Origin of the sequence: Nonlabens tegetincola (assembly GCF_002117085.1) — a bacterium.
In the GTDB taxonomy this organism is placed as follows: domain Bacteria; phylum Bacteroidota; class Bacteroidia; order Flavobacteriales; family Flavobacteriaceae; genus Nonlabens; species Nonlabens tegetincola.
This window is the reverse complement of sequence record NZ_CP019342.1, coordinates 1,639,338-1,654,344: the sequence shown is the minus strand read 5'-3', so window position 1 is coordinate 1,654,344 and position 15,007 is coordinate 1,639,338. Positions and strand designations below refer to the sequence as shown.

Here is a 15,007-nt window from a genome sequence, read left to right as displayed (position 1 = left end):
AATCAACTTGATTAATTTCAATTTCTTTTAAGGGGTAAGATAGTAGTAGCAGAATTTTATCTAATGAAAAAAACTCTCAGGTAGCTCTGAGAGTTTTTAAAGGCATCGGGTTTAATTTCAATCCAAATGAAAACCAAAATATATATCCTCAAACCTAGTCCCGACGTCGTTTCTTTTTAAATTCAGATATCATTTTACGTCTAAATTCTACTTCACTTTTTTTGAGTAGTAAAAATCTTTTTGCTCCGATAACAGCAATTATTTCCTTACTGCGATTCTCAAAACTTTTTAAATTTATTTCTTTTTCAAGAGCAATTACCTTATTTACATAGGACTGTGCTTGTTGATCACTCATTGCTTGCATGTTGTCATCAATTTCATTGATTAGAGCTCGTTTTTTCTTTTCAAGAGCTCGACGCTCCTGTTTAATTTCATTGTAGATGGGCCAAAACTTTGCAGCCTCATCAGTAGTGAGTTCTAATTTATCGGTAACATAGGCAATGAATAAAGTTTCAATGCGATTTTCCCTTTCTTCTCTGTTTGATCTATCACCTCGTTGTGCAATAGCGGTTGTACTTATTAAAAGCACAGCCAGAATTATAATATTTTTCATTCTATAAATAGTTCTTGTAGTTCTACATCGTTTAAGTATTCATGCAGGTCATCATCTTGCACATTTACTTCAACTTGTTCAATAAAATCATCGGTAAGTATCTCTGCCCATTGATAGTCGGATGATAATATGTCATCTGGAGCAAGATAATCAGCAAGCTCAGTCCCGGTTAAACCATCGGTAGTCACTAATTCATCACTAGGTTCATTGGTGGTTGGGAATAGGTATAATAATACTGCAATGGTAGCAGCTACAGCCAGTAAAGGAGTAAGTAATGAAATTACCTTACTTCTTTTAGATTCACCATTAATAGGCAGTGGTTGATTCATTAACTTTTTATCCAGTTGCTCCCAATAATCTTCAGGAGCCTGAAAACCACCGTGCATGGATTGTTTCCTATTTGTATCTTCGGCAATCTTATGGAGTTTAAACTCTAGATTGTCAAAGTATCTATCAGGGATATTAAAGCCGTTATGTTGATTTTTCTTTATCATTCTATTTCTTAGACTTTAATCCAACTCAATAGTTTGATGAGTCTTTATAAACTGTTCTACTTTTTTTGCTGCGAGATGGTAGCTGCTTTTCACAGCACCTTCTGACAGTTCTAATATGTGAGCGATCTCACTAAATTTTATTGAGTCGTAGTACCTCATATTAAAAATTTCACGTTGTCTATCTGGTAGACTTGCTAGGGCTTTTTGTAAAGCTATCAATACTTCGTCTTCAGTAAAATATACATCGGCTGTTAGGTTTTGAGTGAGCTTTTGAACCAATTCTTCACTAGTAATTTGCATGGAACGAGCTTTCTTATTTAGCCAGGTCATACTTTCATTATAAGCAATACGATACATCCAAGTGCTCAATTTACTGTCTCCTTTAAAATTCTTAATACCTTTAAATATTTTGATAAAAACATTTTGAACAACATCATCAGCATCTTCATGAGTTATTACAAGTTTACGTACCTGCCAGTATATTCTTTTACTGTAGCACTGCACAAGTTGCTTGTATCCTAACTGCATGCGCTGCGGATTGTTGATATTCTCTAAAATTTCTTGATCAGAAATTGCCCTCATACTTACTCTTTGACTATAGAAAGTTTCAAAGGTTTAACGATTAAAAATTATTTATTACCGCATTTAAATTAGTACAATTTTTAAAATTGAATTTCAAAAACGTTGTCCTTTCAAAATATGCTTAAATATTTCAGTATAATACGATATCCATAATTATTAATCATTATTTTAGTAATCTTAAAAATACCAACCACAGATATATGGAATCACAACACAATGAGCAGTACGATTCTCAATTTGAATCATTAATTCAGGTCAACGACTCAACTAGAGCCACTTTTTACAGAAAAACTTACATGCATGTTGCTCTTGCAGTATTGCTTTTTATTATAGTTGAAGCTGTTTTTATCAGAATAACTCCGCTTGTTGAATTTATGATGAGCATGCTTAATGGCTGGCGATGGTTACTGGTTCTAGGAGTGTTTATGCTGGCGACAAACTATGCCGAAAAAATTGCGCATACTAGTCATGATAAAACACAGCAATATTTGGCTTTACTACTATTTGTCGTTGCCGAGGCTGTTATTTTTGTTCCTCTAATCACAGTTGCTATTTACGTGGGTGAATTACAACAATCAAATTTACTCAATCAAGCTGCAGTAGTAACTTTAGGATTATTTACTGGATTGAGTGCGGTTGTTTTATTTACAAAAAAAGATTTTTCCTTCTTACGTAGTATTCTAGTAGTAGGTTTTTTTGTAGCTATAGGAATCATTATAGCCTCTATGATTTTTGGATTTGATTTAGGCTTGATATTTTCTGGTGCTATGGTTATTCTAGCAGCAGGATCGATATTGTATCAAACATCAAATTTAGTTCACAAATATCATACGGATCAGTACATTGGCGCAGCACTTGGATTGTTTGCTAGCCTTATGTTATTATTCTGGTATATCATTAATATTTTCCTTTCTCGCGATTAACTTAAAGGTATCCATATTAATTGAGAAAAGCTCAGAGTGGCTTGCGCCGTATGTTCTAGGAGCCTTAGGATTGTTGATTGTACTGTTTTTTGCACAATTAATATTGATAAAATTACAGCGCAAAAAAGACTTCATCTGGTACAGGCAAATGTTTGTATATAAGAAGTTACCGCTTTCGCGAAAGCGTATTCTAAAAAACTATCCTTTCTATAAACGACTGTCCAGTAAGTATCAAAAGCAATTTGAGCATCGAGTAGCTCATTTTATAAGTCAAAAGAATTTTAAAAATCGATACGGTGAGAGCGTCACCGATGAACAATTTGTCCTTCCTGCATGTGTAGCTTGTGAGCTCACTTTTGGTCGAAGACAGTACACATATGGAATGCTGGATACCCTATTGTTTTTTCCAGAGCCATTTACTAGTCCAACTAATAACGCATTGCATAAAGGAGAGTACAACCCAAGTGCTCGAGTACTTGCGATGAGTTGGCCTGATTTTCTACAAGGAATGGCCGATTCAAATGACAACTTGCATTTAGGATTACATGAGTTTTGCCATGTGCTGCATTTTGAAAGTGAACATAGTACCAATGTTGATGCACAAAGATTTCATAAACAGCATCAACTTATCTTGCGTAGATTGATGGATCCAGAAGTCAAAAAACGATTGGATAACACAGCTTTTTTTAGAGAATACGCCTTTACCAATCAGTATGAGTTCATGGCGGTATTAACTGAATATTTTATTGAGTCACCTAAACAGTTTAAAAGTAATTTTCCTATCCTTTTTAAATGCTATCAAACAGCCTTATTATACAAGGATGAATGGCTAGATTGGACTGTCGAATAGACTACCTTTTTTCACAATAAACTAGGTAATACCTAGGTGTAAACCTTCTCAAAAAAGGTCTAATTCCAAATTTCTTGACGGGATTTGTGAATTTAATACTATCGATAACTTCCCATCCCGCTTTTTCTAAAACATAATCCAGTTGCCAAGACTCAAACTCGTGATAATGTTGATCCCGTACATCATTCTTATTACGATAGGCACTTGCAAACCATAATTTCATGGGAACACTTATAAAGAGCTTTTTGGTTTTGATCTCTTTTAAGGCGTTATAAGGAGCTACTAAATGCTCAAATATTTCAAATGCAGTAACAGCATCGCCTGTAAAACTGGAAATGGCAGTAAGTTCATCATCTAGATCCTCACCACTTGTGTTCACGACCTTATAGCCAGCATCGCTCATTATTTTACTAAATGGGTTTTCAACTCCTAAATCAAGAATGCTGCTGTTTTTTTCTAGATGTTTTTCTAAAAACTCAAGGGTTATTTGAAATCTTTTTTTAGGGAAGCTATTCTCGTACACGTTGGGTCAATTTCTACCTGCAAGTATAATGATTTTAACTCGTTAATGTGTGTTAAGCTCGAGCCTTTGTATAGTTATACAGGCATGACTTTTGTACTTTCACGGTCTATGAAATACCTTACTTTTATAATGTCGTTTGTAAGCTTTTGGGTTTATTCTCAAAACACACCATCACAGACCTATGCCGATTTTTTGTCTGCAACTGCGCGACTTCAATTCCAGAACGATTCTGAAAATGTAACTGGAGAAATATCTTTTGATGTTCTAATAACATCTACAACTGATTCTTTATTTGTGGATGCCAAGAGTTTGAAAGAGCACGAGGTATTTCTCAATGGAAATCTTGTCAAGTCAGATTATAACGGTGAGCGTATCTTGTTGCGTTCTCGCTTTCGCGAAAGCGATACTATCAACCTACGCATAAATTTCACCAGTGAGCCTAAAAAAGCCATGTATTTTATTGATGCCACAGGAGATGGGTCTTGGAATCAAATTTGGACTCAAGGACAAGGTAAATATACTAGTAACTGGTTACCTAGTATTGATGATATGAATGATAAAATGTTATGGAATTTACAAATTACAGCTCCTGATCATTTAACTTCTTTATCAAATGGTGTTCTTACTCAAAAAAAGGAATTAGATAATGTAATACAATGGAATTATAGCATGGATCAACCCATGAGTAGTTATTTAGTAGCTATTGTGATTGGTGAATATGATAGCTATAAGCTATTTAGTGAAACAGGAGTTCCAATTGAGTTATATTATTACAAAGGGGAAAAAAATAAAGCACTCGCTACCTATAAAAAAACAAAGGAAATTTTTGATTTTCTAGAAAGAGAAATTGGTTACCCGTATCCATGGCAAGTTTATAGACAGGTCCCAGTGAAGGATTTTCTGTATTCTGGAATGGAGAATACTGGTTTAACAGTTTACAGTGATAGCTTTTTTAACGATGAAATAGGATCAAATGATAGAAGTTATGTTACGGTAAATGCTCATGAAATGGCGCATCAGTGGTTTGGAAACTTAGTTACTGAAACAGAATCACAGCATCACTGGTTGCATGAGGGTTTTGCCACTTATTACTCCATGCTAGCCGAGCAATATTTATATGGAGACAATCATTTCCTAAATCTACTGTATACCAAAGCAGAAAATCTTGTAGAGCAATCACGCACGGGTAAATCTACCGAGCTGCTTAATCCGGGATCTAGCTCATTAACTTTTTATGATCACGGTGCTTGGGCTTTACACGCATTAAAGGTTAAAGTAGGCGATAAAGCTTTTAAAACTATTATACGACATTATTTAACCACAAATGCCTATGACAATGTAACTACTTTTGATTTTCTTGAAAAAGTTACCGAAATAACCGGGTTAGATTTACTTGATTTCAGAGAGATGTGGTTGTTAAATAAATCTTTCCCTGCAAAAGAAGCACTGCAAATATTAAGATCATATCCAGAAATGGAAGAGTTTTTTCAACTTAAAGCTAGAAGTATTTCAAATTTTAATGAGAGTTATACAAGTTTCAAGGAAGTTGCAAATGAAAGGGACAACATTCCTGCTCTAATTGAGATGATTCAACAGTTAACGCTTCATGATGATATTAGGAAATATGACTTGATCAAAAAAGTTTCTAATTATGACCTTCTTGAAGTGAATAGAGCAATTGTTCTGAGTACCCAGCAAATAAACGATTACAACCGTAGTGTAATTCAAACTTTAATTGACGAACCAAGTTATGTAACTAGAGAAAGTGCCATGTTTTTATTATGGCAGGATACTAAGAATAAGAAAGAACTTCTTTTAGATTTAAAAAGTCGCTGGGATTCATTAAGTCCAGAATTAAATATGTCTTGGTTAGTTCTAGCATTAAGTACACCAGAATTTACGAATGCAGAAAAACAGCTTTATTTAAGTTTATTACGTGATTACACAGATTCTAAACACAGTATGATTACAAGACAAGCTGCGTTTGATTACTTAATTCAATTGGATATTATGTCTGAGGAGAATTATCGTGATTTAATCGCGGCCTGTTTCCATCATGTTTGGCGATTTTATAAGACTTCGCGAGAACATTTAAGAACTGGATTTAAGACAGAAACAGGACGTGAGATTATTAAAAATTTAATGACTGAAATGTCTGATACTGATCAATTAAAAGTAGAACGAGTTTTGAGTCAGTAATAAAATAATTAAAGTAAGAAATCAAAAAACCCGTTTTCTATATAGAAAACGGGTTTTTCATGTTGCGGAGAAAGAGGGATTCGAACCCCGGAGGTGTGACCCTCGCTGGTTTTCAAGACCAGTGCATTCGACCACTCTGCCATTTCTCCAGATTTGTCGAAAAGCTAACTGCTTTTGCGGGTGCAAATATAACTTCTTTTTTTAATTAGAAAAGCGCAAATGCAATAAAAATTTTATTTATCATGAGAGAGTTGTGATTTTCCTGTAATCGGAATTGCAGAACCGTCAATTTTTGGTGGATTTTCTATGTTAATTTCCATCCATGCTTTAATATTAGCTGCCCATTCTCGTCTTTTAAAATGAGAATTTCCTTCATAAATCCTTGCGTCTGCTATAACGCCATTGATATTTAACCCCATGTTTTTTCCTATGTATAGCGCTCGTGGTAGATGAAATTCTTGGGTAAAGACTAAAGCCGTGTCAACTTGAAAAATATTTTTTGCTCTAAACATAGAATCATATGTATCTAATCCTGCATGATCTAGAAATATAACTGAATCTGGAACACCTTTTTTATTCAAGTACTTTTTCATAGCATTTACTTCATCATACCCTTTTTGGGCATGATCACCACTCAACAGGAATCTCTCAATTTTTTTTTCTTGATAGGCCATTAGTGCAGCATCTACACGATCTTGTAATATTGCGCTCAAATTACCATTTGCTTTTACACTAGCCCCTAATACAATCCCAGTATATGCGTGAGGAGCTTCAAGAACTGATGTGTGAGTTATAGGTTGAGCAAGTCTTTTAATATGAAATTGAAGCCCTATTGCAAAGACAATTACACCAATAACTAAAAATACCAGTATGTTTAATAAACGTTTCATTATAAAATACTTACTGGTTTTTTTTCGTCATCAACTGCTACAAATGTAAAAACACCTGTTACCACCTTTTCTCGATTGTAACTGTACATATCTTCCATAAAGATATCGGTTTCTACTACGCAGCTTGTTGTCCCTACTTTAATCACTTTACTTACTAACTCAATGATACTTCCTTGTGGAATTGGTTTTTTAAAATCAATTTGATCAGTGCTTATTGTGACTACTTTTTTTCTGGAGAATCGTGTGGCGCATATAAAACTAGATTCATCCATAAGCTGTAATGCAGTTCCACCAAAAAGAGTGTCATAATGATTTGTTGTATTTGGAAATACAGCTTTGAAAATTTGAGTAACAGATTTTTGTATACGTTCTTCTGTTTGAGTCATAGACTTTAATTATAGGACTTCGGCGATTTTAAACTTATAGGGATTGTACCTTTGAATCCGTATTTATTTACAATCACTGTTTGTATTTATGATGCTTTCGCGAAAGCGAGATTACACAAAATACTTTTAATAGAACGTTAATTGAGCATGGAAATTATTGACAATTTAAAATGGCGCTATGCCGTTAAACAATTTGATAGTACTAAAAAGGTAGATAACGATAAATTAATGACTCTCGTTGAAGCTTTTAATTTAACGGCAACTAGTTATGGACTTCAACCGGTTAAATTAATGGTGGTTAAAGACCAAGCCTTAAAATCGATGATGGTAGAGAAGAGTTACGGTCAAAAACAAGTGGAACAGGCTAGTCACGTTCTGGTGTTTTGTACTCGTAAGATAGGTAGAGATGAGATTGTTACTTATTTTAATACAGTGAAGGATGTGAGAGGAACTGCTGTTGATATTTTGAATCCTTTCAAGGAATTTCTCCTTGATTCTTTTTCAAAAAAAACGGAAGACGAAATTGAACTTTGGGCTCAAAAACAAGCTTATATAGCATTAGGTAATTTACTCACAGTATGTGCGCAACTTAAAATTGATGCTTGTCCTATGGAAGGCTTTTTGCCAAAGGAAATTGATCAATTGCTAGGTCTTGAATCTCTTGGGTTGAAAAGTGTTTTAATGCTTCCTATAGGCTACAGATCAAGTGAGGATTATATGGCATCTTTAAAGAAAGTACGACTGCCATTGAAGGAAATGGTTATGTTTAAGTAGGTTTGGCAAGATAATTGACTTTTAGTCGTTATTGTTTACATTTGAACTGATAAATGAATTATGATGAAGTATTTTGTTTTTTTGCTATTCCTAGTCGCAACTTTTGGCCTTATTGCTCAAGATGAGAATAATACACGGTACGAAGTTGAAATTGAAAACCAAATTACGGTAGATTCTTTAGATTGGTACACAGATTTTGATAAGGCATTAAAACATGCGGGAGAATCTAGGAAACCTATGTTGGTTTATTTCAGCGGTAGTGACTGGTGTACACCTTGTAAAAATCTAGAACAAAAATTTTTTAATACACCTCGTTTTATTAATGAGAGTCAGAATTATATTTTGGTTTATCTAGATATACCTTTTAGAGATGATATTGTAAGTCCACAAGAGAAAAAAGCTAACAAAAAATTATTTGAAAAGTATAACAATAGTCGATACCCTACGCTTCTTGCCCTAGATCACAAGGGAAAAGAGAAAAACAGAATTGAAAACTTTTCAGGTGGCGATGCAAGATACCACTGGAACTTCATGGCGGAAAATGAAAAGATTTTTAGATTTTAATAAATTTTCTTATTGAACGGTATATTCCGTGAAAAACACTTCAGATATTCTGAAATAACCAAAAGGAAAATTTTCTTCATTTACACTATTAACAATATTTCCTCTTACTGTTGCTGGTTGAGTATCAAATGGTCCACCCGATTCAGTTTGTTGAAGTAGTGTTTCATAAAAGCGATAACAATCAGAGTCAATACCTTTAATCCCTAGTGTAATAACAGTGCCTACTGGCAGATCCTCCATAAAGAAAATGGATGGTGCTCTATTACCATCAGTAAATTCATCATCACCTACATCTAGCTCATCATTGTATTGATCTTGATACGTGAATAGATAATTATCTCCTAATCCTACCGGATCATCATAAAGAACTGTAATGCGTGTAATTTCTGGATCTAAATTATCTAGTACAAGTTGCTCGACCGTTGCGATAGGTACCGTGCGTTCCAAAGTTTGTGATGCTGTATAAATATCACTACCATCTTCAACGATTAATGTATAAACCTCGTTATCTATTAGGTTGATAGTATTAGATTCATAAACTCCACCACCTATGTGTCTGAAGTTGTGTGTTGTTCCATTACTTTCATTAATGACTACACTGGCATTTGTAACTATAGGGTTGTTTTCTTCATAAAAGCCAGCAGTTCTAGAAAGTGATACTGTGCTAGAGGTACTTCCATCCTCATTGAGTTCTAGAGCTGCATCAATAACTAATCTAGGCGTTGCGGTGTCTAAATCGACTTCTACTACATCTTCACAGGAAACAATGCCTAAGAACAAAAACATGATTATATAAAGATACTTCATGGTTTAAAATTTAAAATTATAAGTAACCGCAGGTACGATACCAAAAATCGATAGTCTGGTTGCTTCATTTCTAGCGGTATCTTCATTTTCTCCAAAGTTTATACTCACCGCATTTCTTCTATTGTATACGTTGTATAAACTAAAAACCCAACTCGATTGCCATCCCTTTGTTAGATCAGGTTTTGGCGTGTAAGTTGCGCTCAAATCCAGCCTATGAATGTTTGACAATCTATTGCTATTACGTTCGCCATAAGTAGGAATAAATAAATTATCAAAGCTATATTGACCGTTAGGAAATGTTACAGGTTGACCTGTTTGAAAGGTAAAGTTTGCTCCAAAATCCCATTTTTTATTCCAGTCGTAATTTGCAGTAATGGTGATATCATGAGTCTTATCCCACGGAGCACTGTACCACTCTCCATTATTAATTCCAGGTTCTATTTCACTGCGACCTGGAGTGCGTTGTTCACTGCGAGACAAGGTGTATGCTATCCAACCTTTTAAATCACCTTCATTCTTACGAAAAAGTAATTCAAGTCCATAAGCGCGAGCTTCTCCTGCGAGCAGTATTTGTTCCACATCATCATTAGCAATTAAATCGGCGCCATCAATATAATCTAGACGATTGTCCACGGTTTTATAAAAGCTTTCAATCTCTAAACTATAAGTATTGAAATTTTTAAAATATCCTATTGCAACTTGATGACCATCTTGGGGCTCTATATAAGTTCCACTAGGAGCATATAGATCAAAAGGAGTAGGAGCATTGGTGTTTGAAATTAAGTGAATGTATTGAACAATACGTTGATAACTGGCCTTAATACTAGTGTCATCATTAAGAGAGTAAGCTACCGAAAAACGAGGTTCAAATGCATCAAAAAATTCAATTGTTGTACCACGGCTGTTTCTTGTCTCTCCTGTAGGTTCTGCACCTTCATAAATTCCCTGGCTTTCATTGTAGACAACAGGATCACCATCATACGTGCTTAAACGATCTTGACCTAATCGATTAAAGCTACTATACCTTATTCCTGCATTAATATTCAATTGGTCATTAATTTTGAATTCGCCATCTATATATAATCCATTTTCCCAAGCATATTTTTTAGTAAGTTGTCGTTCATTAACTCCACTTTCCTGTGTTGTAGGAACAATTTTCCCAGGATCAAATTCATAATATATTGAGTTCACTCCATAACGTAATTTGACCTTGTCATTCAGGTAATGGGTGAGGTCGTATTTAGCATTTAGATTTGTAATACCGCTATCGAATTGAAATTCAACAAAATCTAATTCAAGGCCATAATTGTAGTCACTAAAAATTAATGATGCATTGGCAAATAATTTACTGTTGTAAATATGATTCCACCTTGCATTTACAAATGAATTTCCAAAGGTGTTTCCAAATAAATCATTGACATTAAACACGTCTCTTCCAAAATAGCTTGAAAAATATAATCTATTCTTATCGTTTAAATTAAAACTTAATTTAGCGTTCAAATCATAGAAATAAGCCTTGTTATCTATATCAAAAAGAGGTAAAAATAAATGAGCATAACTACTGCGACCACCTATTAAAAAGGACGACTTGTCTTTTTTTATAGGTCCTTCTAATAAAAGCCTACTAGCGACTAACCCAATTCCACCTGTACCACTTATTTCCTTTTTGTTTCCATCACGTTGGTATATTTCAAGTACGCTAGAAACACGACCACCGTATCTAGCAGGAATTCCACCTTTATACAATTTTAAATCTTTAATCGCATCTGGATTAAATACAGAAAAAAATCCAAAAAGGTGATCACTACCGAATAAAGTAGCCTCATCCAGTAAAACCAAATTTTGATCTGCGGCGCCACCACGTACATTAAATCCAGCAGCTCCTTCACCAGCATTACTCACACCAGGTAATAAAGTAAGTGCCTTTATAAGGTCGGTCTCTCCCAGAACGACTGGTATTTTTTTTACAGTATCTATATTTAAAGCGTTCACGCTCATTTGAGGTGATCTTGTGTTTAATTTTTCAACATCAGCTTTAATTACAATAGTTTCTAATTCTTCATTGGCTTCATCTAGAGCTATGTCAAGGACAGTGTCCTTATTTAAGGAAATAATTTTTTCTTGACTAGTAAATCCTAAACTGGTAAACTGTACGGTGTATGACCCTACAGGAAGATTAATAGAGTAATAACCATATTCATTTGTGATGGTTCCTGTTTTTAATTCCTTAATAATCACATTAACATTGAGCAATGTTTCACTTGTCGCTGCCTCGGTAACAGTTCCAGAAAGAGTAGCTTTTTGTGAGTACGCTTTCGCGAAAGCGAGAACAAAAAAAACTAGGAGGATATTTTTTTTCAAAACCTATATTTTTCAAAAACAAATGTAAACTACACTCGTATTTAATGTGTTAGTAAAACCTTAAACACAGTTTATTATTGTAGCACAAAGTTGATACAGGTTCTTTTCTTTATGCATGCATAATACTTATCTTTACCCAAAACAAATCTATTCATGAAAGCACAATCCTTAATTGATCAATTAGAATTGCCAGTGGTGGCAGCGCCGATGTTTTTAATTTCTGGACCACAACTGGTTATAGAATGTTGTAAAAATGGAATAGTAGGTACTTTTCCTGCTCTTAACCAGCGTAGTAGTGAAGGTTTTGAAGAATGGTTGATTGAGATTAAATCTAGCCTGAAGCAGTGGGAAGAAGAAACTGGTAAAAAGGCAGCGCCCTTTGGGGTAAATCTTATAGTTCACGGTAGCAATCCTAGATTAGAGGATGATTTAAGATTGTGTGTTAAACATCAAGTACCATTAATTATTACATCTTTAGGTGCAGTGAGTGAGGTTGTAAATGCTGTGCACAGTTATGGTGGATTAGTATTTCATGATGTTATCAAAAAACGTCATGCGCAAAAAGCCGCTCAAGCTGGTGTTGATGGTTTAATCCTAGTATGTGCTGGTGCTGGTGGTCATGCGGGAACTCTTAACCCTATGCCGTTTGTAAGAGAAGTAAAGGAGTTCTACGACGGAGCTATTTTATTATCTGGAGCTATGAGTTCAGGACAAGATGTAGCAAGTGCCATGCAAATGGGAGCCGATCTTGCTTATATGGGAACAAGATTCATTAATACCCATGAGTCTAAAGCTACTGATGAGTATAGGGAGATGATTATTCAATCTGGCGCTAGTGATATCGTTTACACGGCTGCTATATCAGGTGTACATGCTAATTTCTTAGGGGCTAGTTTACAAGCTGCAGGTATTACTGAAGAACAACTTAAGGCAACTGCCAAAATTGATTTTGGAAAAGAAATGGATACTGAGGCCAAGGCCTGGAAAACTATTTGGAGTGCAGGGCAAGGATCTGCAACTATTAAGGATTCTATACCAGCTGGTGAACTTATAGATAGAATGAAATCTGAATTTAAAACGGCTATTGAAAAGCAAATAGAGACGCTCAAAAAGTACTCATAGAGCTATTTGAAACGATCGGTAACTGTTTTCATATTACCTTTGTACTACTATGGAATTAGAGCCTGTTTTACCAGATTATTTTGAAAATTTCTATGGATATATTAAGTCGTTGCACTTGATTTTTGTTGTAACCTGGTTTGCGGCTTTATTTTATATTCCTAGACTATTTGTTTATCAAATTGAAGCTCATGATAAACCAGAGCCCAATAAAACGATCCTTTTAGATCAATTAAAAATCATGTCCAGAAGACTTTGGTTTATAATAGGATGGCCTAGTGCTATTCTTGCTACAACTTTTGCAATTTTGCTATTGTTGATAAGACCTTACTATCTGGAACAAGGGTGGATGCACGTTAAACTAGCCTTTGTACTTGCATTGATTATTTATCATATTAAGACAAATAGTATACTTAAAGAGTTAGATAAGAATGTGGTTAAGTGGACTTCAAACGGTATGAGGTTATATAATGAAGGTGCTACTCTTGTTTTATTTGCAGTAGTATTTCTAGTTATTTTAAAAAGTGCACTCAATTGGATTTATGGAGTAATAGGATTATTTGCACTAGCAGTGATTCTTATGATTCTTTTTAAAATCTACAAAAGATATAGAAAAGCGTAATAAAAAGCCGGTTGCTAGATCACGTTTACAACCGGCTTTTAAACCCTAAAAATTAACTTGTAATTATCTTACTCTTTGGATAACCTGCCCACGGCACATTGAATGTAGGATTTTGTTTTCTCAACAATGGTATTAGATTCACCACTGATTGGATAACCCATATCAGCTAGATCACTGCGTAATCCTTCCAATGCATTATGACTGGTGTATTCAAATGAAAGCTTACTAGATGAGATATCTAATTGAATGTTTTTGATTCCATCCAATTTTGATATACGTTTAAGTATAGCATTTTTACAACCGCTACATTTCAGGTTTTGTAACAATAAACTTGTTTCCATAAAGGATAATTTACTGTGTAAAATTAATTCTAGAATATTGGGAAAAAGATGATAATTGTCACCTTGAGAAAATTATATCAAGAATAATTTTGTTCTATAATTTTAAAACAGGTAGAGCATGAAATCCATTTTAATTCCAGTAGATTTTTCAAAAGAATCAGAAAAAGCATTACAAGTAGCAGCACGAGTTGCACATAAAATAAATGCAAAATTACTGTTATGTCACATGGCTGGTATTGAAGAACTAGTCATTAATCAAAACCAAGCACAAGCTGTTCAACAAAACATTTTTCAATTAAAACTAGCTGAGAAACAATTTAGTGAATTTACTGATAAGGAGTATTTAGAAGGATTAGTTGTAGAGCCAGTTTTACAAAAAGAATTGAACTTTGAAAGTATAGGCGAGTTTGCAAGCGATGTAGATGCCAGCTTAATAGTAATGGGTACGCATGGCGCAAGTGGCTTCAAAGAGGTGATATCTGGTAGTAATACCGAAAAAGTGGTACGCAGCTCTCAGGTCCCAGTTCTAGTGGTCAAGGAAAACGACCTTAATTTCAATCCAGAAAAAATAGTACTGGCTAGTAACTTTGATGAAGAAGTGATTCCTGCCTATAAAAAAGTTCTAGAAATAGCTGAAATGTTTGAATCAAGAGTGGAATTAATATACGTCAATTTACCTGGTTCAAACTTTAAGAGTACTAATGAAATGGATGAAATTTTACTCAATTTCTTTACAAAACTTAATCATCCTGAACCATTGAGTGCTATCAAAAAAGTGAATAGAATAGCCGATTACAGTATTGAAGAAGGCATCATGTCTTACGCACAGCTTTCACAAGTAGATGTTATCGCTATACCTACACATGGAAGAACGGGTGTTTCTCGATTACTTAAAGGCAGTGTAAGTGAAGATATAGCAAACCATTCAATTTTACCTGTACTAACATTGAAATTGTAAA

The 15,007-nt window shown here is 34.4% G+C and carries 17 protein-coding genes and 1 tRNA gene; 8 read left to right on the top strand and 10 right to left on the bottom strand.

Features of this window, described 5'->3' with window-relative positions:
• Nucleotides 1-154: 154 nt before the first annotated feature.
• Genes BST91_RS07895 through BST91_RS07885 form a run of 3 tightly spaced genes read right to left on the bottom strand, consistent with a single transcriptional unit; the run spans nt 155 to nt 1,689 of the window.
• Nucleotides 155-613, bottom strand: coding sequence for a hypothetical protein (locus BST91_RS07895; RefSeq protein ID WP_042277805.1), 459 nt, complete (start codon nt 611-613; stop codon nt 155-157).
• A complete protein-coding gene (locus BST91_RS07890; protein WP_085775055.1) occupies nt 610-1,107 on the bottom strand; it encodes a hypothetical protein in 498 nt (165 codons plus the stop codon). Before BST91_RS07890 ends, BST91_RS07895 begins: the two co-directional genes overlap by 4 nt.
• A 15-nt stretch (nt 1,108-1,122) precedes the next feature.
• Entirely contained in the window at nt 1,123-1,689 is a 567-nt protein-coding gene (locus BST91_RS07885) for an RNA polymerase sigma factor (protein ID WP_085775054.1), read from the bottom strand.
• Between the two features lie 200 nt (nt 1,690-1,889).
• On the opposite strand from BST91_RS07885, the gene BST91_RS07880 reads away from it, so the two are divergent.
• Together BST91_RS07880 and BST91_RS07875 are read left to right on the top strand one after the other, a co-directional pair.
• Complete coding sequence (locus BST91_RS07880; RefSeq protein WP_042277810.1) at nt 1,890-2,612, top strand: Bax inhibitor-1/YccA family protein; 723 nt, start codon at nt 1,890-1,892, stop codon at nt 2,610-2,612.
• Nucleotides 2,613-2,715: 103 nt separating this feature from the next.
• A complete protein-coding gene (locus BST91_RS07875) occupies nt 2,716-3,462 on the top strand; it encodes a zinc-dependent peptidase (protein ID WP_085775053.1) in 747 nt (248 codons plus the stop codon).
• A gap of 1 nt (nt 3,463) precedes the next feature.
• Here the strand turns inward: BST91_RS07875 and BST91_RS07870 are convergent, their stop codons facing one another.
• Nucleotides 3,464-3,985, bottom strand: a complete 522-nt coding sequence (locus BST91_RS07870) for a methyltransferase domain-containing protein (protein ID WP_085775052.1) — start codon at nt 3,983-3,985, stop codon at nt 3,464-3,466.
• A 108-nt stretch (nt 3,986-4,093) separates the two neighbouring features.
• Between BST91_RS07870 and BST91_RS07865 the strand changes: the two genes are divergently transcribed.
• Nucleotides 4,094-6,184 (top strand): M1 family metallopeptidase, encoded by a 2,091-nt coding sequence (locus tag BST91_RS07865; RefSeq protein WP_085775051.1) that lies wholly within the window; start codon nt 4,094-4,096, stop codon nt 6,182-6,184.
• A gap of 65 nt (nt 6,185-6,249) precedes the next feature.
• Here the strand turns inward: BST91_RS07865 and BST91_RS07860 are convergent.
• The 3 genes from BST91_RS07860 to BST91_RS07850 form a co-directional block, all read right to left on the bottom strand.
• A tRNA-Ser gene (locus BST91_RS07860) sits at nt 6,250-6,333 on the bottom strand.
• 84 nt (nt 6,334-6,417) lie between these two features.
• Nucleotides 6,418-7,074 carry a SanA/YdcF family protein gene (locus tag BST91_RS07855; protein ID WP_060524345.1) on the bottom strand — a complete coding sequence of 219 codons (657 nt, stop codon included), beginning with the start codon at nt 7,072-7,074 and terminating at the stop codon, nt 6,418-6,420.
• Nucleotides 7,074-7,460: an acyl-CoA thioesterase gene (locus tag BST91_RS07850; RefSeq protein ID WP_042277818.1), complete on the bottom strand. Its 387-nt coding sequence runs from the start codon at nt 7,458-7,460 to the stop codon at nt 7,074-7,076. Before BST91_RS07850 ends, BST91_RS07855 begins: the two co-directional genes overlap by 1 nt.
• Nucleotides 7,461-7,607: 147 nt before the next feature.
• On the opposite strand from BST91_RS07850, the gene BST91_RS07845 reads away from it, so the two are divergent.
• Nucleotides 7,608-8,234, top strand: coding sequence for an NAD(P)H-dependent oxidoreductase (locus BST91_RS07845; RefSeq protein ID WP_085775050.1), 627 nt, complete (start codon nt 7,608-7,610; stop codon nt 8,232-8,234).
• Nucleotides 8,235-8,297: 63 nt separating this feature from the next.
• Entirely contained in the window at nt 8,298-8,798 is a 501-nt protein-coding gene (locus tag BST91_RS07840) for a thioredoxin family protein (RefSeq protein WP_169709769.1), read from the top strand.
• 9 nt (nt 8,799-8,807) lie between these two features.
• On the opposite strand, the gene BST91_RS07835 is transcribed toward BST91_RS07840, so the two are convergent.
• Both BST91_RS07835 and BST91_RS07830 read right to left on the bottom strand, forming a co-directional pair.
• The gene (locus tag BST91_RS07835; protein WP_085775048.1) at nt 8,808-9,605 is read right to left on the bottom strand and encodes a DUF4249 family protein; all 798 of its coding nucleotides are present in this window, start codon (nt 9,603-9,605) and stop codon (nt 8,808-8,810) included.
• Nucleotides 9,606-9,608: 3 nt separating this feature from the next.
• Entirely contained in the window at nt 9,609-11,966 is a 2,358-nt protein-coding gene (locus BST91_RS07830; RefSeq protein ID WP_085775047.1) for a TonB-dependent receptor, read from the bottom strand.
• Between the two features lie 153 nt (nt 11,967-12,119).
• On the opposite strand from BST91_RS07830, the gene BST91_RS07825 reads away from it, so the two are divergent.
• Both BST91_RS07825 and BST91_RS07820 read left to right on the top strand, forming a co-directional pair.
• On the top strand, nt 12,120-13,088 hold the full coding sequence (locus BST91_RS07825) for an NAD(P)H-dependent flavin oxidoreductase (RefSeq protein ID WP_042277824.1): 969 nt from the start codon (nt 12,120-12,122) through the stop codon (nt 13,086-13,088).
• Nucleotides 13,089-13,137: 49 nt separating this feature from the next.
• Nucleotides 13,138-13,707 (top strand): CopD family protein, encoded by a 570-nt coding sequence (locus BST91_RS07820; protein WP_042277827.1) that lies wholly within the window; start codon nt 13,138-13,140, stop codon nt 13,705-13,707.
• Nucleotides 13,708-13,775: 68 nt separating this feature from the next.
• Here BST91_RS07820 and BST91_RS07815 read toward each other — a convergent pair whose 3' ends face one another.
• Entirely contained in the window at nt 13,776-14,048 is a 273-nt protein-coding gene (locus BST91_RS07815; protein WP_042277829.1) for a heavy-metal-associated domain-containing protein, read from the bottom strand.
• A 118-nt stretch (nt 14,049-14,166) separates the two neighbouring features.
• Between BST91_RS07815 and BST91_RS07810 the strand changes: the two genes are divergently transcribed.
• Nucleotides 14,167-15,006, top strand: a complete 840-nt coding sequence (locus BST91_RS07810) for a universal stress protein (protein WP_085775046.1) — start codon at nt 14,167-14,169, stop codon at nt 15,004-15,006.
• Nucleotide 15,007 lies beyond the last annotated feature (1 nt).